We start from the raw sequence: 19305 nt of genomic DNA, 5'->3' as shown, positions 1-19305 counted from the left end.
CAAAACCCAAAAAAATTAAAAGTTAGTTATATCTCTTGGTGCTCAGTAACCTCTAAGAAATCTTCCGCATTCCAATTTTTAGCATCGGCACTCAAACCATTTAGAAGCTGCTTGAACTCAGCGTTGTCTGATCCATTATCATCAAAAATTGCCGACTCCCTCCACTTCTCAGAATGAGAGAGCTTTTCTCTTAAGGCAGTCGTCGCAAGGTCAATCCAAGTCGGCGGTGTAAACGTAAAATTAAACGAAACAGCATCCGTCACAGCTTCGGTCATGTGCCAAACGCCTCGTGGTACGAACAGAATTGAGCCCGGTTCTAAAATATATTCAGTACAATCTTCGGGGAATGACTCTGGAAAATCCTTAGCGGTATAACTTCCTAGTTCACTGTCAACTGGGTGTCCGATCACATGACGAGTCATTGGGTTATTAATGGTTGTATTATCTGCCAGCCACCATTTCTTTGTTCCTTCTAATTGAATAGCAAAATTAAAATTCTGATCGAAATGAGGCGCGTTTCCTTTACCCGCTGGTGTTGCGTAGACTAGGTTTCTAACATAGGTCAACTCAGAAAAACCAATTTCTCTTCTAATGTCCTGATTCCACCTGTCAAACTCAGGCGTGATTCTATTGACGTCATTAAATAGAATGCAGCTTCCATACTGATATTCATGGAGAGCATCTTCAGGAGAGATAGAAGCCTTTGAAATCTCATCTGCCACTTCTGGATTGAAGACATCCACTGTGTCTCGCCAACAGTCCGCAAGATCTTCAACAGAATTAAGAAATGGAAGAATCGTTAAAGCTTTAAGAGACTCTGAATTACCATGGGATACAAAAGGTGTTCGAGACTTGAGTAACGTTAAGAATTCTTCTCTGGTGTTATCGCCAATAAGTGACTTTAGATTGATTTCAGTATTGCTCATATTTATTTTGCGTCATTTAATGGACAGTAAAGTTTATTTATCACATGAAGACTCTCTTGCTTTATCGAATTTCCAGGCCCCTAGCTGCCGCAATATATCAGACAACGTGATGCATAGTGATACGAATAATGAGCTCAAGCAGGCGAATACAGGCACAGAGACTCAAATAAGCCGCTCTCAACATCTCCACATTTCCACCACACTGCTCACATAATGGCTGCACAGTGATTTGGATAATGAACCCTGTCGGCAAATGGATTGCCGCCTTTGGCGAAGACAATGTATTTTTTCTGGATTATCGTGAGCTAAAGCAAGACCCTGAGTCCTTTATGAAAAAGACCTGCGAGATAATCGGCGTCCCGTTCAATGCGGATTATGCCTTTGAGAACAAGGTCAATTCAGCTGCGATTGGCTGTGTGCGAAGCCCTCTGCTAATGCGAGCGGCTAATGTCACTGTGCGCTTCTTGATACGAAATGGTTTGTCAGGCGTGATTGCAGCGATCAAGCGGTCCGGTATCAAGAAGCTTATTTTTAAACAAGGTAGTCAGCTTACAATCCCTGAAGCGGATATCGAGAAAGCCAGAGCCTACCTTGCTGCCAGCACTAAATGGTACAACGAGCGCTTTAACACGCCCGATCGCTCAACGGCTTAACGGGCAAATATAGCCAACGCCCACCTTTTAAAGCCGGCGCTTTGCCACCGTGTAATCAGCCGGCTTCATTTTCCTAACAACATTATTTTTAGCCTCGCAAGGCATGCCATAGGTATGCACGGCGCTACAGTCAACGGTCTCGCGGATTTCACCCTTTACGTAGTCACTAACTTCTTGGGTATTGGGCGTCATACCATCCCCACTATCGGATCGGGCGACAAAGGTTTCCAATAAAAAGGCTTTCTCCCTCACCGAATAAGCATAGGTCCAAGTGTTTGAGTACGAGCCAAGGTTATGCTCATGGTAGCCAGTGCTATAGCTCAACTTGCCGTTATTAAACGAGTAATCCGTTAGATTAGCCGTAAAGTCATTACTCACATCGGCGGTAATACTCCAGAGCTGTTGGCGCTTCCAGCCAGACGGAGAGCTCATGCACATAATGGTGCGAAATTTCAGAGCCGAATTGCGCTCAACAAATACATAGTCATTCTTGCGATCCTCATTAAAATCATAAGTGATCAAGCCACGAGGGATCGGCATGACATTGGTCGGGGGCGTGTTGTAACTGGTGCGGGTAAAGATATAGCGCACCGCTTTATATTGCTCAGGGTTATAGCGGCAAGCTCCCGGCAGATTGATGGGAGACCGGTTGTTATCCGCATCGGCCTTATTGGCGTAACAGGAAGTGAGCAGCTGGCTACGGGCAGTATTTTCAGCATCGGTAATGTTTTTACGCACCCCCATACACCATGCCGTTTGACCAGCCAGATCGCCACTCCAGCGAGATCCGTTGTAATTGCATTGAGCATGTTTACTAAGTCGGTATTGATCCGTTGCAGTACTGGCATAGCTGGCACACTCTTCAGCACGGCTTGCGGCGGAGGCGGTCATATGACTACTGGCGATGACCACCCCAAGTCCTATCAAAAAAACAGCGCGTTGCTTATTCATCATTCCTGATCCTATTGGCCAAATTGCACTCTGGAAGAGCGCTCACCAATAAGTGTAGTGTGGATTAAGCAATTCCACCGCTATGGATAGCTAAACAATCAAAATAATCTCGGCATCGTCGGCAGCGCCATCGGGTACGGTTCGCCATCATAAATCACCGGAGAGTCATCCCCAGAGCTGTCAACCATCCTAAATTTCGCGATAGCTGTATCAAAACGGTAAGACACCGTGAGATAACTACTCCCGGCGTTGTGTTCAAACTCATCAATTCGCACTACTAGCAGGTCGCCTTGTTGGGAGATTTCATAGTTCGAACTGCCCAAGCCACCCGCGCCTGAGTAAAACTTAATATCGGTCAGCTGGCGTCGATACCCCTGCCCCTGACTAAAGCACACCGCGACTCTGGATTGGTCTTCCTGTGTTTCCAGAAACACATAATCCGGCTTTTTATCGCGGTTGTAGTCATAGCTAATCAAGCCATTCTGCACTGGTGAGGTCACCGTGGTTTCATAACGGAAATGATGATTAATCTGTCTGACTGCGGTGTAGGCCTTGCTGGGGTCTTTGCACACCTGCGGTACTGGCACCTGATTTTGCGGATTACTGCCGCTCCCTTGCTTCTCCTGACAGGCTTTTAAGGCATCGGAGCGAATGCCCTCCTCATTCAGCGCGAACGGCTCCAATACCGTTAAACACCAATTGTATTGCCCTTGATAATCATTATTCCAACGCGGCCCGCTAAAGCCACAGCCGAGCGCCTGGCTTTTGGCAAACTGCTGAACCGCACTACTGGCATAGCCTTTGCAATACTGAATAGCCGCCTGCCGGTCCTGAATTTGTGCCAGCGTCGGAATAACGAAATCGGCCTGCGCCTGCGTGGCTATTCCAAGGCTTAATAATGACGAACTGATCAGCGTTAATTTGTTGAATGATTTCATTACTTCACCTTCCTGCTGAGTGCGGTTGCGGCAGCTTGTTCTTCCTGCGGACTGTACAGCGTGGTGCCAAAGCTATGATTGGGAACGCTGCCTCGCCTCACCGACGGCAAGCCGATATGCCTGTTAGAAGGATCACTGTAAAACGACGCCTTATCGCTGTACCACACCAGACTTTCGCCATAGATGCCATCTGATAGCTCAGCATCGCCAAGCAACACCACTGGCCCTCGGCTGTAAACCTTCTCATGCGCAATGGTGCCATTGCCAATCACCAACACCGTGCGCGGGTCGCTATTAATCAGCTTTCGCGCATCAGCGCCGGCTAGCAGGCCACCCACATAAATCGCCCGATAGCGCGCCATAGCCAACAGGTCAATGCCACCCGCCAGCATGGCCTTGGTGATATGTGGCGGGACTTTGTTAAACGGATTGCGAATCGGCACGCCATATTGAATCGCATCAATCGGGTGGAGAAAAGTATTGTCGAGCTTCTTCAGGGATTGCTGCTGGAGAATGATGTTTTGGATAACAGCGGCTAAGTCTCGGTGATTATCCTGAATGGCATTGGGCGATGCGCTTGCCTGAAGCGTAACTCCCGCTAGCAGTAGCGAGCACACGGTAATTCTGATTGTTTTTGTTCGTATCATTATGACTCCAAGTCCTTTTGGTGTTTCATTGTTATCCGTGGTCATCCTGACCAGTCGGTATCGTGCGTCGAGAGTGCAAGCGACCAGCAAGTGCCATTCACTTAAGTGTAGTAAGTTTTGACAGAATTGCTGTTAATTACATGCTATTGCTTATTAATGATAATCATCTTCACGTTGATGACGCACAGCAAGCACTGTAATCGTGTCGCTATCCTCAATATCAAAAAGCGCGACGTATCCACTTCCCCCAAATGAAATCACCAACTCTCGTAGAAAGGGATTTGAGCCATCAACCTTACGACAGGAAAATGGGAAGTTTTCTAACAGTTCCCACGCTTTATCGATGGTGTTCAATGCACGTGCTGCGGCATCCAAGTCGTTTTCTGCCAAGAAAAAATACAGGCGCTCCAAATCCTCTTTCGCTTCAAGCGTAAACCGAATCTGAAAACTCACTGCTTATGTTTCGCAGCATTTAAAATTGAACGCAAGGAATCCATAACCTCGTTTTTAGAGGCATATTGGCCAGTGGATTTGGCACGGTCTCGTGCTTGCAGACCTCTTGCAATAAAGGCTTGCTGGAATTTGCGATACTCAATTTGTTTGCGTAACGCCTCTTCAACAAAGCTGCTTAGCGTTTCGCCCTCGTGCAGCACGCTTTCCGCATCATTTCGAAAATCGGCGGTGACTCTGAGCGGTGGTATTGTGGATGTTTTCATATTGATTTCCCTGCATTGCATTTGTAATACAATCTTATGAGCAAATCTGGCTAATTGCAATTTACGCGGCTGAGTCATGGTTTCATTTACCCAAACTTTACCAGTTCTTTATGACTTAAGCGCACTTCCGGCCTAAGCTAATTAGACATCACAAGCCTTGTGATGCAATTAAAGTACGGGGCAACCCGTACCCAATAGGAAGGAATCTGTTATGAAATCACTCTCTACAGTAATACTAAGCGCAGTCATCATGCTGAGCAGCTCAGCATTTGCAGCCCAGCACAATGTTCAAATTCAGGGTATGAAGTTCAGCCCTGCTAACCTCAATGTTGCTGTTGGCGATACCGTGGTGTTTACCAATATGGATGGCATGCCACATACCGGTACGGCTAACAACAAAAGCTTCGACACGGGTATTTTGAATCAGGGCCAGAGTGGCACTGTTACCATCGCTAAGGCAGGCGTATTGGCTTACTTTTGCGCGGTGCATCCTTCAATGAAGGGACAAATGACAGCAAAGTAAGGTTGATGGCGCTTGTATGGTGAGAAGGAATTTTTCGCTATATGAGCGCTAATTATTAAAGAGATAACCGCAACTTCTTAAAGTCTAAATAAACACCATTCCAATACTAAATATCCCATTCACTATGATATTCTCAGTCAGTCGTTTTCAGGGAAGTTTAGTATGTTTAATGAGCACCAATTCATCGGGCGAGAAGACTGGTTAGAGCGCTTCAAAACACGCGCCTCAGCAGCTAAAGGCTCTATCTGGCATATTTCAGGGCAGCCTGGTATTGGTAAGAGCACCCTGCTCGGTCATTTTGAACACCTCTGCACACTTGATGAACGACCCAATATCTGGTTAGACCTTGAGAGCACACAAGCCAAACATGGCTTGGATATACTCGCTGGCATGGCAGGCTCGGCCAAATTCTTCGATGCAGAAAAGTCTAATAAGAGCACCAAAGAAAAAATTGGCGAAGGTTACAAAACAATTAGTAGTGGCTTGGTTGGCGCACTGGAGCTTGGCAAAGACCTGATACCAGGCGGCGCATTAGCCGCAGGCACCGCGAAAGTATTACTTGGCTTAGGTGAAGGTATCGCAGGGAAAGCCGCGCAAATCAGTGAAGATGCTGCGGTGGCCCATCCTGAGTTATACCTACTAGATGCACTGGCTGCAGCTGGTGGCAGAACCAACAAACCCGTTTTACTAGTTGATACCTATGAACATATCCTCCGCAATGACTTTGTGATCAAAAGCCGTCTAATGCTTAGCTATGGCAATGCGCGTGAAAATACTGAAAAAGAAATATTATTATCTTCTTGGCTTTCTTCATTATTTAGCTACCTGGAGGCCAAAGGCTGGTGCATTGTAGTCGCAGGCAGAGATACCGCCAGCAGAACTCCCGACCGACTCCCTAGTTTTAACCGCGCTGAAATGCTCAAAGCTGCTATGAGTCGTCCAGACCTAACGCAATACCTCCCTCAACAGGAGGATGCAATTGCAACGGTGCTCTCTATTTTGTCATTTGATGGTAACCCCCTTTGGTTACAGGTGGCGATGAACTTGTTGGAAAACCTGCTGGCAGAAGGCAAAGACTTGGAAGACCTCGCGCAACAACCTGACTATTTGCAGGAATGTTTTGAGGAAGATGACCCGTTCGATACAGGAGTTTATGATGGTATTGAATTTGGGCGTTGCAAGCTGAGCCTGATTAGAACCATCACCCATCATATTGCGGGCTTAGAAGATCAGGCATGGAAAATTGCTTTGCCACGAGTTTTGGATAAAGGCATTGTGAAGCAGCTATTTGCCCCAGAGCAAGCCAATGCAATTATTCATAATTTTAAAATTGCTGGCGTGTTTCGTACTACCGGAGCAGAGTTTTCCTTACATGAGGAAATCAGGGATTTATTGCTGGCTTATGCGCGGGATAAGGGCTGGTTGGAAAGTGAAGATACGCGGGCATTACATGGCAAGCTTTGGGAATATTTAAATGCGTTTTATATAGGAAAACTACCGATTGAGTTGAGGAGTTATATTAGTCGGGAAAACATAGAACGAGTTAGTAATGAAAAGGATAGCAAAGCTGCATTTGCCAGAGTGATCAGTGAACTCACTCAACACATTTCCTTAAATTGGATACTTGATGCCTGTTATCACAGGGTAATGGCTCAAGGCAGCTATCATGGGGTTTCTGCGGATGAGTTTTGGAATGGGCTTAGTGGTTCTATTTCATTGGACTACCTGGAGAAGTGGCGGGTGAGTGATGCATTACCAACGTTAAGTCAGTATCAGGTTGAAACCCTTATGCAAATCTGGAGGGATGAGACCGATGAATTTATAAATCTACTCCCCTGGACACATCAAGTTGACCTTGATAGCTGTAAAGCATGGCGGGAGCTATCCAAAAAAAGAAGAGGTGGCGATCTCGATTTAATGCTAGCAAGCATTCCTTTCTGGATTGAGCGAGTAAAGAAGTTCCCAACGCCCAACAATTACTATTGTTTGGCGCGCGCTCATAGGAAGTCTGAAAAATATACTCAAGCTATTGAACTTTATGACCAAGTATTTTCGCTTTTTCAGGCATCTGATAGCACACCGGCTGCTGAAGTTTGCGCAAACTCCCTGTATGACAAGGGCATCACTTTAGGCAACCAACTCGATAATCCTCAAGCTGAAATCGACACCTATGACCAGCTTATTCAGCGTTTTGGCGACGCTGACGTTCCAGCCATACAAGAGCTGTGCGCAGGTGTTCTGTACAACAAGGGCTGGACTTTAGGCAATAAACTCGACAATCCTCAAGCAGCAGTCGATACCTATGACAAGCTTATTCAGCGTTTTGGCGACGCTGACGTTCCAGCCATACAAGAGCTGTGCGCAGATGCTCTGTACAACAAGGGCTGGACTCTACGCAATAAACTCGACAATCCTCAAGCAGCAGTCGATACCTATGACAAGCTTATTCAGCGTTTTGGCGACGCTGACATCCCAGCCATACAAGAGCGGTGTGCAAAGGCTCTACACAACAAGGGCTGGACTTTAGGCAATAAACTCGACAATCCTCAAGCAGCAGCCGACACCTATGACAAGCTTATTCAGCGTTTTGGCGACGCTGACGTTCCAGCCATACAAGAGCTGTGCGCAATGGCTCTGTATGACAAGGGCTGGACTCTACGCAATAAACTCGACAATCCTCAAGCAGCAGTCGACACCTATGACCAGCTTATTCAACGCTTTGGCGACGCTGACATCCCAGCCATACAAGAGCGGTGCGCAATGGCTCTGGTCAACAAGGGCTGGACTCTACGCAATAAACTCGACAATCCTCAAGCAGCAGTCGACACCTATGACCAGCTTATTCAGCGCTTTGACGACACTGACGTTCCAGCCATACAAGCGCAGTGCGCAAAGGCCTTGCGCAACAAGGGCTGGACTTTAGGCAACCAACTCGACAATCCCCAAGCAGCAGTCGACACCTATGACCAGCTTATTCAGCGCTTTGGCGACGCTGACGTTCCAGCCATACAAGAACAGTGCGCAAAGGCTCTGTACAGCAAGGGCATCACTTTACGCAACCAACTCGACAATCTTCAAGCGGAAATCGACACCTATGACCAGCTCATTCAGCGTTTTGGCGACGCTGACGTTCCAGCCATACAAGCGCAGTGCGCAATGGCTCTGGTCAATAAGGGCGTAACTTTAGGCAGGTTTGATAGAATTCCCGAAGCCATGACCTGCTATGAGCAACTGCTCGACCGCTATAGCAATTCAGAACTCCCAGCTATCCAAGAACCATGCCTAAGTGCAGCCGCCAATATAGTTGAACCTCTCTTAGAACTGGGCCAAACCGAAGCCGCTACCCAGCGTATTCATCAAGTAATGAAAAAGGTTGATGAAAGCAACCAGAAGTACGCCATAATGCCCTACCTACTCTGGCTGGTCGAACCCGAAGTCAGCCCCGCTTCTGTTATCACCGCTATTCGTAAGCTATCACCAGATGTAGAATTCAGCTGGCTCTGGGGTGATATCCAATCCTTTATCAAAGAACTCCCCGATCCGCGAAAAACACAAGCAGAATCCTTTATTAGCTTTTTCGAAACGCATCAGGATCTCGCTCGACTAGAAAGTGAATTAAAGGCTACTGAAAACTAAGCTACACAAACAGGAAACTATCCCTATCACTACCGAAGCCCAACAACTGCGCAGTGGCTTATTCCTAGCCGTCGGCGGCACCGCACTATTCGCCCTAAAGTCTATTTTCATCAAAATGGCCTACCAAGAAGGTGTGGATGCAACCACCCTGCTCACCTTACGCATGCTCATTTCCCTGCCGTTTTATCTCGCCATTTTGCTCTGGCTAATGTTCAAAGAGCACAAAGCCATACCGCAAGGTAAAAACATGCTGGCGGTACTGGGCTTGGGCTTTATCGGCTATTACCTCTCCTCCTATTTGGATCTAGAAGGGCTCAATTATATCTCGGCGCAATTGGAGCGCTTAACGCTCTACAGCTACCCGATTATGACCACTTTACTCGGCTGGCTGTTTCTAAAAGACGTGATTACCAAGCGCATGATGTTGTCTTTGCTAATGACCTATAGCGGCGTGATGTTGCTCTACTGGCACGAAGCCAATTTGGTCGGTGCCGATGCCACGATTGGTGTTTTGCTGGTTGCCGCAGCGGCGTTTACCTTTTCCTGCTACGTGGTGTTTAGTAAGCCTTATATTACGCAATTTGGCAGTCGGGTGTTTACCAGTATCGCCATGCTAGCCTCCACCGCCTATGCACTCATTCACTTCCTGCTGACCAATGAGCTAAGCGATTTACAGGTAAATGGTAATATCTGGCTTTATGCGACTTTGCTGGCCGTGTTCAGTACAGTATTGCCAAGCTTTATGGTGAGTGAGGCGATTGCGCGAATTGGCCCATCAAGAACCAGCATTGTCGGCACGACAGGTCCAGTGCTTACCATTATGATGGCGGTAATTTTATTGGGCGAGCCATTCGGCTGGATTCATTTTGGCGGGATGGTATTGGTGATGCTGGGCGTGGCTTTACTGGGAAAACGCTAAGTAAATCAACGCGGCTAACACCAGCAAGCTTAAACAAAAAAGGCGGTGAATCCAATTAAGAAACACCGCCTTATTCAAGCTAAAGATCTAACGCGATCAGGATGGGAAAGCGAATGAAACGCCTTCTCTTACGCCCGCTGAGGGCCAACGCTGAGTGATCGTCTTACGCTTGGTGTAGAACTTGATTGCATCCGGGCCATAAGCATGCAAATCACCAAACAATGAACGCTTCCAACCGCCGAAGCTGTGGTAAGAAACCGGCACTGGCAAGGGTACGTTTACGCCAACCATGCCCACTTGAATGTTATCGGTAAAGTAACGTGCTGCTTCACCGTCGCGAGTGAAGATGCAAGTACCATTACCGTATTCATGCGCATCGATCAGATCCATTGCTTCCTGCATGCTGTTCACGCGAACCACCTGCAACACTGGACCAAAGATCTCTTCTTTGTAGCTTTCCATGCCTGGCGTCACATTGTCGATCAGTGTTGCGCCAACAAAGAAACCATCGCTGTAGCCAGCCACATCAGGGTTACGACCATCAACCACAACCGTAGCGCCATCGGCTTCTGCGCTATCAATTAAGCCATTCACTTTTTGCTGGTGGGCTTTAGTGATGACCGGGCCAAAATCATTGCTGCTGTCGCTGTATGCGCCAACTTTCAATGCTTTCATACCTTCCTGCATTTTGCTAACCAGTGCATCCGCTGCGGCATCGCCAACGGCAACCGCTACGGATAACGCCATGCAACGCTCACCAGAAGAACCAAACGCCGCACCCAATAACTGGTTTACTGCGTTATCCATGTCGGCATCAGGCATGATGATTGCGTGGTTTTTTGCGCCACCCAGTGCCTGACAACGCTTGCCGTTAGCCGTTGCAGTGGTGTAAATGTACTCTGCAATTGGCGTAGAGCCAACGAAGCTAACCGCTTTAACGCGAGTGTCTTCCAGCAGCGTATCAACCGCTTCTTTATCACCATTTACCACGTTCATTACGCCTGCTGGTAAGCCAGCTTCTTGCAGTAATTCAGCGATGAAAAGCGTCGAGGAAGGATCACGCTCAGAAGGTTTTAGTACAAAGCAGTTACCGCAAACGATCGCCGCAGGGTACATCCATAATGGCACCATGGCTGGGAAGTTAAACGGTGTAATACCGGCAACCACACCCAGTGGCTGCATTTCGCTCCAAGAGTCGATGTTTGGGCCAACGTTTTTGCTGTGCTCGCCTTTTAACAGCTCAGGTGCGTAGCAAGCGTATTCCACGTTCTCAATACCACGGGATAATTCGCCCGCTGCATCGTGTGCAATTTTGCCGTGCTCTTCGCCGATCATTGCGCAGATTTTGTCAGAGTTTTCCTCAAGCAATTGCTTAAAACGGAACATAACGCGTGCACGCTTAGCCGGTGGCGTGTTGCGCCATGCCGGGAATGCCGCTTGCGCAGAAGCAATGGCTTCTTCAACAGTTGATTTGGTGGCCAACGCGACCTGTTTGCTGACTTCGCCAGTAGATGGGTTGAATACATTCTGTGTGCGCCCTTCTGGGATTACACTTTCGCCATTGATCAGGTGTCCGATAACAGTCATGCTAGTTCCTCGTTTCCGTGTGTACTTGTCCACGCGCCAGATCAACTGGCAGGTGGCTGTATTGTTTATCTTGGTCGTTAATTTGCTGGTTCTGCCGTATAAATGCTAGAACCAGCCAAACAGTATATCTAAAGCCAGCGCTTAATTAAGCCAGCTCGTTAATTGACTCGCCGATGGCATTGATCAGGTCATCAATCTGCTGATTCTCAACAATGAATGGCAGACCCAACTGGATAGTATCGCCGCCGTAACGGACATAGAACCCTTTCTCCCAACATTTCATGGCAATTTCATACGGGCGACGTGCAGGCTCGCCAGGATATGGTTCAATTTGCAGTGCGCCAGCTAAGCCGTAGTTACGAATATCGCTGATGTATTGGGTGCCTTTCAGGCTGTGCAGCGCATCTTCAAAAATCGGGCTCATTTCTTTAACGCGTGGAATCAGGTTATCCTTTTCCAGAATATCCAATGACGCCAATGCCGCAGCACAGGCAACTGGGTGACCAGAGTAAGTGTAACCGTGTGGCATTTCGATCATGTAGTCAGGGCCACCATTATCCATAAAGGTCTGGTAGATATCACCCTTCACAATCACTGCGCCCATTGGCACAGCGCCATTAGTTAGCTGCTTAGCTACGTTTAGAATGTCTGGTGTTACACCAAACTCTTCCGCACCCGTGTTAGAGCCCATGCGGCCAAAGCCGGTGATCACCTCATCAAAAATCAGCAGGATATTGTGCTGATCACAAATCTCACGTAGGCGCTTTAAGTAGCCAACCGGTGGGGGAATAACGCCAGCAGAACCGGCCATTGGCTCAACGATTACTGCGGCGATATTCGACGCATCGTGCAGGCCGATTAGCTCTAACAGCTCATCGGCTTTCTCAGCGCCCGTTTGTGGCATGCCGCGAGTAAATGCATTCTCTTTTAACAGTGTGTGTGGCAAATGGTCAGCGTCAACGCCTTGTCCGTATAGGGTACGGTTCGCACCAATTCCACCGACACTGAAACCACCGAAGTTTACGCCGTGGTAGCCTTTAACCCGACCAATCAACTTAGTCTTGCTAGGCATGCCTTTTTTGCGCCAGTAAGCGCGGGCAATTTTCAGTGAGGTATCAGCACTCTCAGAGCCAGAGTCCGTGTAAAACACATAATCCAGACCTTTAGGCATAAAGTCTTTAATGCGGTTTGCCAATTTAAAGGCAGAAGGATGGCCATACTGGAATCCGGGGGCATAGTCCAGTGTGCGTAATTGTTTGGAAACTGCCTCAGCAATTTCAGGGCGGCAATGGCCGGCACCACAGGTCCATAAGCCAGATAGTCCGTCAAAAATCTTACGGCCTTCCGCATCGGTGAAGTAAGCGCCTTGGCCTTCAACGATAATGCGTGGGTCATCTTTGAACTGCTTGTTGGCCGTGTAAGGCATCCAGTAGGCTTCAAGCTCCGCACGGGTCATGCCGGCGGCTTTAACGGTATTGAATTCAGACATGGAAGTATCCTGTGAGAGATGAGGCAAAACCTGATTCTCTGCCTAAAACTAAGTTTTTAAAATTCATTTGTATTTACTTTTAGTTAAGCATTTAGTTAACTTAATAACATCACATAAAAAAACCCCTCACCAATGGCTAAATGTTATGAAAAATGAATTCTCCGGACGCATTGCCGACACCGATATCCGACTGCTGCGCATTTACAAAGCGGTCGTGGAATGCGGTGGTTTTGCTGCAGCCGAAGTCACGCTCAATATTAGTCGTGCGGCAATCAGTATTGCCATTAGTGATTTGGAGTCGCGCTTGTCATTGCGCTTGTGTCAGCGTGGGCGTGGTGGCTTTTCATTAACCGATCAAGGTCGGCAAGTGTATCAGGCGATTTTGCAGCTGCTCTCGGCACTGGAAGATTTTCGTACGCAGGTCAATAGCATTCACACGAGGCTTAAGGGCGAGCTCAATATCGGCATTACCGACAATTTGGTGACCATGCCCCGTATGCGCATTACACGTGCCATTAAAACATTGAAAGAAGCTGGGCCGGATGTGACGGTAAATATTCGGATGATTCCACCCAGTGAGATTGAACGTGGGATATTGGATGGGCGTTTGCATATTGGCGTGGTGCCGGTACTTAAACCATTGGCTGGTTTGAATTACATTCCCTTATACGAGGAAGAATCGCAGTTGTATTGCAGCAATACGCACCCCCTATTCCTGCAAGCAGAAAGCGAACTGGAGGTCCAGTCGATTTACGAAAGTGATGCGGTGTTGCCGGCTTATGCTCAGCCACCTGAGGTTAAGGCGCTGTATCAATCAATGATCAGTACGGCAACCGCAACGGATCGCGAAGGGATTGCATTTTTGATTTTAACGGGACATTACATTGGTTATTTGCCAACTCACTTTGCGGAGCGCTGGCTATTGAAAGGCGCATTGAGAGCCTTGCTACCTAAAGAGTTAGGCTATAACACTCAGTATGCGGTCGTGACCCGTAAGGATGCACGACCGAATCTGATTTTAGAACGTTTTCTCGAAGGGCTTTAAGCCGACTGTAGCGCTGACAAGCTGAAGTATTCAACTCGGTTTTCAGTCGCAGTGACTAAGCCTTTTCTGACGGTGAAGTCACCAAAGGACTCACCACGCTCGCGTTCAGCAACATAGTCGCCAAACAAACCATCCAACATTTCCAGGATAGCGGCTTCGTCAACATTCTCTTTGTACAAGCTATTTAAACGCAGACCTTCATGGTCGCCACCTAAGTAGATGTTATAACGGCCCATCGACTTACCGATTAAACCAATTTCTGCCATGACTGAACGGCCACAGCCATTCGGACAACCCGTCATGCGGATTTTGATTTCATCTTCATACAAGCCATGCTTTTTAAGGCTAGGCTCCAGCTTGCTGATCAATGTTGGCAAATAGCGCTCGGCTTCTGCCATGCCCAGTGGGCAAGTGTTCATGGATACGCAGGCAATCGAGTTACGGCGCATTCCGGAGAGTTCACGTCCGTCAGCAAACTGACCATGTGCTTCCAAAATATCTTCGATCGTTTTCTTATCCGCGTTATCAATCCCATGCAGCAGCATGTTCTGATTACCGGTTAAGCGGAAGCTACAAATCTCTGCTTCTGCAATTTTGCGCAGTGCCGATTTCTGTTGCAGTGTTTCAGTATCCCGTACGCGACCATGCTCAACGTGCAGCAGTAAATGCCACTTGCCATGACGGTCTTTGTGCCAGCCGTATTGATCAGCGGTAGTCGTGAATACTGCTTCACGAACTGCGCCAAGTTCAAAGCCTAAACGCTCGTTCAGCTCTTGCTTAAACCAGTCCAAACCGTACTTATCAATGGTGTACTTGAAGCGAGACAATTTGCGGTCTTTACGATTTCCGTAATCGCGCTGAATCATCATTGTCTCAGCGCACACTTGCAATACTTGCTCAGGCGTACAGAAGCCAATTTCACTGGCCAGACGTGGATACGTATCATCACGTCCAAAAGTCATACCCAATCCACCACCAACGGCGACATTGAAGCCCAGTAATTTGTCATTCTCAACAATCGCGATTAAACCGATATCATTGATGTACACATCACTGTCGTTGTATGGCGGAATAGCCAAACCGATCTTAAATTTACGTGGCAGGTAGTGCTTGCCATATAGCGGCTCGATTTCTGCTTCGCCACCTTCAACCAGTTTGCGGCCTTCACCCTTGCCTTCGTCTAACCAAATTTCATGGTAGGCGCGGCTAGATGGCAATAAGTGCTCACTGATCTTTTTAGCGTAGTCGTACACTTCTTCGTTCACAGCAGACAACGATGGGTCTGGTGTGCACATCACGTTACGGTTTACATCCCCACAGCCGGCGATGCTATCCAGCAGTGCATCATTCATCATCTGAATGGTTTTCTTCAGATCAAACTTGATGATGCCGTGAAACTGTACTGCCTGGCGGCTACTCAACTTAATCGTGTTGTTGCCGTAGGTGTTACTGATCTCGTCAACCTGCTTCCACTGATTCGCACTCAGCTCACCCGCTGGCATGCGCATACGAATCATAAATGAATAGGCTGGCTCTAATTTCTTTTCCTGGCGACGGATACGCTGATCACGATCGTCCTGCTGATAAGCCCCGTGGAATTTAATCAGCTGAATATCAGAGTCGGAGATGGCTCCGGTAATTGGGTTAGCAAAGCTTTCAACTAATGAACCACGCAGATAATCACTGTCATCTTTGTAGGTTTCAACTTCGCTACTCCCCGGCGCTACCACGCCGAGGACTGTTTTTACGGGGTCTGCATAACTCATGCGGTCATTCTCTTATTATCAGTAGTTACTGGTGTAACGGATTTCGGAGGGCTTAGTATACATCTCTCTGATAGCGCTTGTCGGCAATCAACTGATCTAACCATTCACTCGCTTGCTCTGCAGACCGCTCTGATTCTTGTGCAATTACATCAATCAGTGCCTGATGAACATCCTTAGCCATGTGGTTCATGTCACCACATACATAGACATGAGCACCTTCTTCTAACCACTGGTAAACCGATTTAGCTTGCTCAACGATACGCTGCTGAACATAAATCTTCTCAGCTTGGTCCCGTGAGAATGCCACACTCATCTTTTCCAGTACGCCGCTTTTCAGGAATTGCTGCCATTCTGTTTGATACAGGAAGTCAGTCTGGAAGCGTTGCTCTCCGAAGAATAACCATGTGTTACCTTCAATTCCTTGTGCGTCGCGGTCAAACAAGAAGCTACGGAATGGTGCTACACCGGTTCCTGCGCCGATCATGATGACTTTGGTCTCAGCATTTTCTGGTAACTTAAAGCTGCTGTTCGGCTTGATGCTAACGCCTAATGAATCACCGTTCTCAATGCCAGCCAGCTGTGTTGAACATACGCCGCCATGTACCCGGCCACGGTATTCATACTCAACCTGCTTAACCAGAACGTGTACTTCTTCAGGGCTCGCGGTCTCACTTGAGGCAATTGAATACTGTCTAGCACTCAATGGGCGCAGCAGATCAACCAATGCTTGAGCACTTAATGCCTTAGCAGGCCACAGTTGCAACATATCCAATACATCAGCCGCTTCGATTTCAGTCAATAACTGACCTTTATCTTCAGCTTGTGCCGCCAGCTCAACATCACCAATCAGTGCTGCATAGTCTTTTAGCTGCTTGCGAGTGACATGCGTTAACTCACGCTTAGTCAGCAAGGCTTCTTGCAGTGGCAATGTTTGCTTCTTAATGGTAACCAGTGTTTGGCCATCTAAGCCTAATTCTTTAATGACACCATCAACTAAGTCTTCAGCGTTATTAGTCTGGATTGCAACGATGTCGCCAGGTGCATAATGAATACCACTGTCTTCCAATGAGATTTCAATGTGCATGACTGATTTGTCAGAGCCTTCATCGGTCAGTACCAGCGTCTCCAGCACTTCGGCTTTAAACGGGTTCTGCTCGGTGTACTCAGATTCAGTTGTCGTAGCCAGAGGCATTGCACCAAAGTGCACATCACCAACGCTTGGGGCTTCTGTCTTCAATAATTCAAGTACAGATTCCTGCCAGCTAGCGGCGTCATCCGCATAGTCAACATCGCAACCAATAACATCAGTCAGTCGGGTAGCGCCCAGCTCTGCTAAACGTGCGTCTAATTCAAAACCTGTTTGGCAGAACTCGTCGTAGCTTGAATCACCCAGTGCTAATACTGAGAATTTCACATGGTCCAGCTTCGGTGCTTTTGCACTGTTGATGAACTTGAAGAAACCCAGTGCCTCATCGGGCGGCTCGCCGTTACCGTGCGTGCTGACAACCGCAATCAGGTGCTCTTCTTTCTTAAGCTGGCTGCTGCGGTAGTTCAACATGTTCTGCAAAGTCACTTGCTTGCCTTGGCTTTCCAATTGGGCATGTAACTTTTCAGCGATTTTACGGCTGTTACCTGTTTGGCTACCGTACAATACGGTGACTTTTTGGCTGACAGCAGGCGCCGCTGCGGCGGTCATGCTGAACTGCTCTAGTCCAGGTTGGCTTGTGGCTTGTAGCGACAATCCGTGAAGGTAACCACTCACCCAAACCTTTTGGGCCGGAGTCAGGTTGTTCACAGCATTGGAAGCCTGCTCTATTTGTTGTGGTGTTAGTAATTGCATCGTATTGTCTCCCACTTAATTAACCGCAAACGCCAGGCTCGGACCAGAAATACTGTTCCTCTTGTGAATCTTCTTCCATCTCTGAAGCACACTTTGACTCGTACTGAGTCTCGCTTGCTTCATAGGTGCTAGGAGTCACTTGCTGCTCGTCGTTAATTAATGTGGTCATGTCGCTCACCTGTTTTCTGTTAGTGAGGCCATTATAGCTATTTCAATTCTCTAATAAAGTGATACAATTTGATATTTAAATCAGTTTTTGAGATTGAAATGAAGCTATTCCAATTGCAGTTATTAAAGACCGTTCTTAATAATGGTTTGAATATTTCACGGGCTGCTCAGCAACACTTTGTAGTGCAAAGTGCCGTGAGCCGACAGCTAAGCCTACTTGAAGAAGAACTTGGTTTGCCGTTGTTTGAACGTAAAGGTAAACGCCTGCTGGATGCCACGCCCTTAAGTAAGGCAATTGTTGAAGAAGTAGATCTGATTGAGCAAGCCATTGAGAACATTCGCGCACTGGCAGATGACCACCGTGACGGCCGCCAAGGCGAGATACGCATCGCCACCACTCACATGCAGGCTAAATACTTTTTACCCGTGGTGTTAAATGAGTTTCGCCAGCGCTACCCACAGGTCAAAGTTAACTTTCTACAGGGTAACCCTCACCAGCTAGTTCAAATGCTGCACGACCGCCAAGCGGATATTGCAGTGTGTACTGAGGAGATTGCTGAAGATGAAGCGCTGATCACTCATCATTGCTATGACTGGAATCATGCGTTGATCGTCCCGGAAGACCATCCGCTGGCAGAAGGTGAGCTCAGTTTAAAACGCATTGCCGAGTATCCTATTCTTACCTATGTGCTCGGCTTTACAGGAAGATCAAAAATAGAGCAAGCTTTTGCAGATCTCAAACTAAGCATTGACACCAGCTTCTCCGCGACTGACAGCGATGTCATAAAAAGCTATGTAAAACTGGGTTTTGGTGTTGGAATAATAGCCAAGATAGCTTTCGTGCCGGAGGAAAGCCGTGGCCTGATATTAAGGGACCTTTCCGAGTTTTTTCCAGAGTCAGTCACCCGCATCGCCTATATGAAGAACAAACACCTCAAGAATTATATTACTGATATTATTGAAATAATGCAGGATGAGGGAAAGATCTTGCATGACAAAAATAATCCATAATGCCACCGGTTGCCATGGCATACATATATCTAACAATAGGTATTATTGATTATAGGTAATTCTAAATCTCATTATCAAGATTAGGGCTTAGCTATTGCCTATATATACATGTTTAAGTAGTATCATTACCACTATGTCATGAAGCGACTGCTAGATTTGAAATCATATCTTTGTGACATGGGCGGTATATTTACATCATGCAATGTGATGTTTTTAATTTCTTACGGAGGAATTCAATGGATTCTAACAATAGCTTGTATTGGCAAGCCAACCTGAGGCTGATGTATTTTTGTCTAGCCATATGGTTCGTCGTGTCATTTGGGTGTGGCATACTTCTCGTAGACGTTCTGAACAACTTCCAACTGGGTGGATATAAGCTCGGTTTTTGGTTCGCTCAGCAAGGTTCAATCTACGTATTCCTGTTCCTGGTCTTTTTCTATGCGTTCCGCATGAATCAGCTAGACAAGAAATTTAACGTTCAGGAGTAAGG

At 47.3% G+C, this 19305-nt stretch carries 18 protein-coding genes; 7 read left to right on the top strand and 11 right to left on the bottom strand.

The features are described 5' to 3' along the window. Positions 1 to 26: 26 nt before the first annotated feature. Positions 27 to 926 (bottom strand): JmjC domain-containing protein, encoded by a 900-nt coding sequence (locus tag LEUMU_RS0106595; protein ID WP_022951488.1) that lies wholly within the window; start codon positions 924 to 926, stop codon positions 27 to 29. A gap of 236 nt (positions 927 to 1162) precedes the next feature. On the opposite strand from LEUMU_RS0106595, the gene LEUMU_RS0106590 reads away from it, so the two are divergent. After that, a complete protein-coding gene (locus LEUMU_RS0106590; RefSeq protein WP_022951487.1) occupies positions 1163 to 1579 on the top strand; it encodes a sulfotransferase domain-containing protein in 417 nt (138 codons plus the stop codon). Between the two features lie 27 nt (positions 1580 to 1606). Here the strand turns inward: LEUMU_RS0106590 and LEUMU_RS0106585 are convergent, their stop codons facing one another. The 5 genes from LEUMU_RS0106585 to LEUMU_RS0106565 all read right to left on the bottom strand — a co-directional run bounded on the left by LEUMU_RS0106585 (position 1607) and on the right by LEUMU_RS0106565 (position 4831). Beyond that, a complete protein-coding gene (locus LEUMU_RS0106585) occupies positions 1607 to 2533 on the bottom strand; it encodes a hypothetical protein (RefSeq protein ID WP_022951486.1) in 927 nt (308 codons plus the stop codon). Positions 2534 to 2628: 95 nt separating this feature from the next. Further along, a complete protein-coding gene (locus LEUMU_RS0106580; protein ID WP_022951485.1) occupies positions 2629 to 3468 on the bottom strand; it encodes a hypothetical protein in 840 nt (279 codons plus the stop codon). Continuing rightward, positions 3468 to 4115: a hypothetical protein gene (locus LEUMU_RS0106575; RefSeq protein ID WP_022951484.1), complete on the bottom strand. Its 648-nt coding sequence runs from the start codon at positions 4113 to 4115 to the stop codon at positions 3468 to 3470. Before LEUMU_RS0106575 ends, LEUMU_RS0106580 begins: the two co-directional genes overlap by 1 nt. A gap of 153 nt (positions 4116 to 4268) precedes the next feature. Continuing rightward, complete coding sequence (locus LEUMU_RS0106570) at positions 4269 to 4568, bottom strand: type II toxin-antitoxin system RelE/ParE family toxin (protein WP_022951483.1); 300 nt, start codon at positions 4566 to 4568, stop codon at positions 4269 to 4271. Then, the gene (locus tag LEUMU_RS0106565; protein WP_026744548.1) at positions 4565 to 4831 is read right to left on the bottom strand and encodes a YlcI/YnfO family protein; all 267 of its coding nucleotides are present in this window, start codon (positions 4829 to 4831) and stop codon (positions 4565 to 4567) included. The genes LEUMU_RS0106570 and LEUMU_RS0106565 overlap by 4 nt, the downstream gene beginning before the upstream one ends. 211 nt (positions 4832 to 5042) lie before the next feature. On the opposite strand from LEUMU_RS0106565, the gene LEUMU_RS0106560 reads away from it, so the two are divergent. From LEUMU_RS0106560 to LEUMU_RS0106550, 3 genes are all read left to right on the top strand, one after another. Further along, complete coding sequence (locus tag LEUMU_RS0106560) at positions 5043 to 5354, top strand: cupredoxin domain-containing protein (RefSeq protein ID WP_022951481.1); 312 nt, start codon at positions 5043 to 5045, stop codon at positions 5352 to 5354. Between the two features lie 372 nt (positions 5355 to 5726). Continuing rightward, positions 5727 to 8990 carry a tetratricopeptide repeat protein gene (locus tag LEUMU_RS0106555; protein ID WP_169446391.1) on the top strand — a complete coding sequence of 1088 codons (3264 nt, stop codon included), beginning with the start codon at positions 5727 to 5729 and terminating at the stop codon, positions 8988 to 8990. Further along, positions 8980 to 9909 carry a DMT family transporter gene (locus LEUMU_RS0106550; protein WP_342664672.1) on the top strand — a complete coding sequence of 310 codons (930 nt, stop codon included), beginning with the start codon at positions 8980 to 8982 and terminating at the stop codon, positions 9907 to 9909. Before LEUMU_RS0106555 ends, LEUMU_RS0106550 begins: the two co-directional genes overlap by 11 nt. 96 nt (positions 9910 to 10005) lie before the next feature. Here LEUMU_RS0106550 and LEUMU_RS0106545 read toward each other — a convergent pair whose 3' ends face one another. Then, positions 10006 to 11496: a CoA-acylating methylmalonate-semialdehyde dehydrogenase gene (locus LEUMU_RS0106545; RefSeq protein ID WP_022951478.1), complete on the bottom strand. Its 1491-nt coding sequence runs from the start codon at positions 11494 to 11496 to the stop codon at positions 10006 to 10008. A gap of 145 nt (positions 11497 to 11641) precedes the next feature. Further along, positions 11642 to 12985, bottom strand: a complete 1344-nt coding sequence (aptA, locus tag LEUMU_RS0106540) for an omega-aminotransferase AptA (RefSeq protein WP_022951477.1) — start codon at positions 12983 to 12985, stop codon at positions 11642 to 11644. Between the two features lie 145 nt (positions 12986 to 13130). Here aptA and LEUMU_RS0106535 point away from each other — a divergent pair, with 145 nt between their 5' ends. Beyond that, on the top strand, positions 13131 to 14030 hold the full coding sequence (locus tag LEUMU_RS0106535) for a LysR family transcriptional regulator (protein ID WP_022951476.1): 900 nt from the start codon (positions 13131 to 13133) through the stop codon (positions 14028 to 14030). On the opposite strand, the gene LEUMU_RS0106530 is transcribed toward LEUMU_RS0106535, so the two are convergent. Genes LEUMU_RS0106530 through LEUMU_RS28750 form a run of 3 tightly spaced genes read right to left on the bottom strand, consistent with a single transcriptional unit; the run spans position 14027 to position 17805 of the window. Beyond that, on the bottom strand, positions 14027 to 15796 hold the full coding sequence (locus LEUMU_RS0106530; protein WP_022951475.1) for an NADPH-dependent assimilatory sulfite reductase hemoprotein subunit: 1770 nt from the start codon (positions 15794 to 15796) through the stop codon (positions 14027 to 14029). The genes LEUMU_RS0106535 and LEUMU_RS0106530 overlap by 4 nt on opposite strands. 52 nt (positions 15797 to 15848) lie before the next feature. Continuing rightward, the gene (locus LEUMU_RS0106525; RefSeq protein WP_022951474.1) at positions 15849 to 17636 is read right to left on the bottom strand and encodes an assimilatory sulfite reductase (NADPH) flavoprotein subunit; all 1788 of its coding nucleotides are present in this window, start codon (positions 17634 to 17636) and stop codon (positions 15849 to 15851) included. Between the two features lie 19 nt (positions 17637 to 17655). Next, positions 17656 to 17805 (bottom strand): hypothetical protein, encoded by a 150-nt coding sequence (locus LEUMU_RS28750; RefSeq protein ID WP_022951473.1) that lies wholly within the window; start codon positions 17803 to 17805, stop codon positions 17656 to 17658. A 98-nt stretch (positions 17806 to 17903) separates the two neighbouring features. On the opposite strand from LEUMU_RS28750, the gene LEUMU_RS0106515 reads away from it, so the two are divergent. Further along, positions 17904 to 18815, top strand: coding sequence for a LysR substrate-binding domain-containing protein (locus LEUMU_RS0106515; RefSeq protein WP_022951472.1), 912 nt, complete (start codon positions 17904 to 17906; stop codon positions 18813 to 18815). A 197-nt stretch (positions 18816 to 19012) separates the two neighbouring features. Continuing rightward, on the top strand, positions 19013 to 19303 hold the full coding sequence (locus LEUMU_RS0106510; RefSeq protein WP_342664668.1) for a DUF4212 domain-containing protein: 291 nt from the start codon (positions 19013 to 19015) through the stop codon (positions 19301 to 19303). The last annotated feature ends 2 nt before the right edge of the window (positions 19304 to 19305 follow it).

The organism is Leucothrix mucor DSM 2157, assembly GCF_000419525.1.
In the GTDB taxonomy this organism is placed as follows: Bacteria; Pseudomonadota; Gammaproteobacteria; order Thiotrichales; family Thiotrichaceae; genus Leucothrix; species Leucothrix mucor.
Note: the sequence above shows the minus strand (reverse complement) of the source record. Positions and strands in the feature narration are given on the sequence as shown.

Coding starts and splice junctions, on each gene's coding strand:
- LEUMU_RS0106595 (WP_022951488.1), bottom strand. CDS start 926: ATGAGCAATACTGAAATCAATCTAAAGTCACTTATTGGCGATAACACC.
- LEUMU_RS0106590 (WP_022951487.1), top strand. CDS start 1,163: ATGAACCCTGTCGGCAAATGGATTGCCGCCTTTGGCGAAGACAATGTA.
- LEUMU_RS0106585 (WP_022951486.1), bottom strand. CDS start 2,533: ATGATGAATAAGCAACGCGCTGTTTTTTTGATAGGACTTGGGGTGGTC.
- LEUMU_RS0106580 (WP_022951485.1), bottom strand. CDS start 3,468: ATGAAATCATTCAACAAATTAACGCTGATCAGTTCGTCATTATTAAGC.
- LEUMU_RS0106575 (WP_022951484.1), bottom strand. CDS start 4,115: ATGATACGAACAAAAACAATCAGAATTACCGTGTGCTCGCTACTGCTA.
- LEUMU_RS0106565 (WP_026744548.1), bottom strand. CDS start 4,831: ATGAAAACATCCACAATACCACCGCTCAGAGTCACCGCCGATTTTCGA.
- LEUMU_RS0106560 (WP_022951481.1), top strand. CDS start 5,043: ATGAAATCACTCTCTACAGTAATACTAAGCGCAGTCATCATGCTGAGC.
- LEUMU_RS0106545 (WP_022951478.1), bottom strand. CDS start 11,496: ATGACTGTTATCGGACACCTGATCAATGGCGAAAGTGTAATCCCAGAA.
- aptA (WP_022951477.1), bottom strand. CDS start 12,985: ATGTCTGAATTCAATACCGTTAAAGCCGCCGGCATGACCCGTGCGGAG.
- LEUMU_RS0106535 (WP_022951476.1), top strand. CDS start 13,131: ATGAAAAATGAATTCTCCGGACGCATTGCCGACACCGATATCCGACTG.
- LEUMU_RS0106530 (WP_022951475.1), bottom strand. CDS start 15,796: ATGAGTTATGCAGACCCCGTAAAAACAGTCCTCGGCGTGGTAGCGCCG.
- LEUMU_RS0106525 (WP_022951474.1), bottom strand. CDS start 17,636: ATGCAATTACTAACACCACAACAAATAGAGCAGGCTTCCAATGCTGTG.
- LEUMU_RS28750 (WP_022951473.1), bottom strand. CDS start 17,805: ATGACCACATTAATTAACGACGAGCAGCAAGTGACTCCTAGCACCTAT.
- LEUMU_RS0106515 (WP_022951472.1), top strand. CDS start 17,904: ATGAAGCTATTCCAATTGCAGTTATTAAAGACCGTTCTTAATAATGGT.
- LEUMU_RS0106510 (WP_342664668.1), top strand. CDS start 19,013: ATGCAATGTGATGTTTTTAATTTCTTACGGAGGAATTCAATGGATTCT.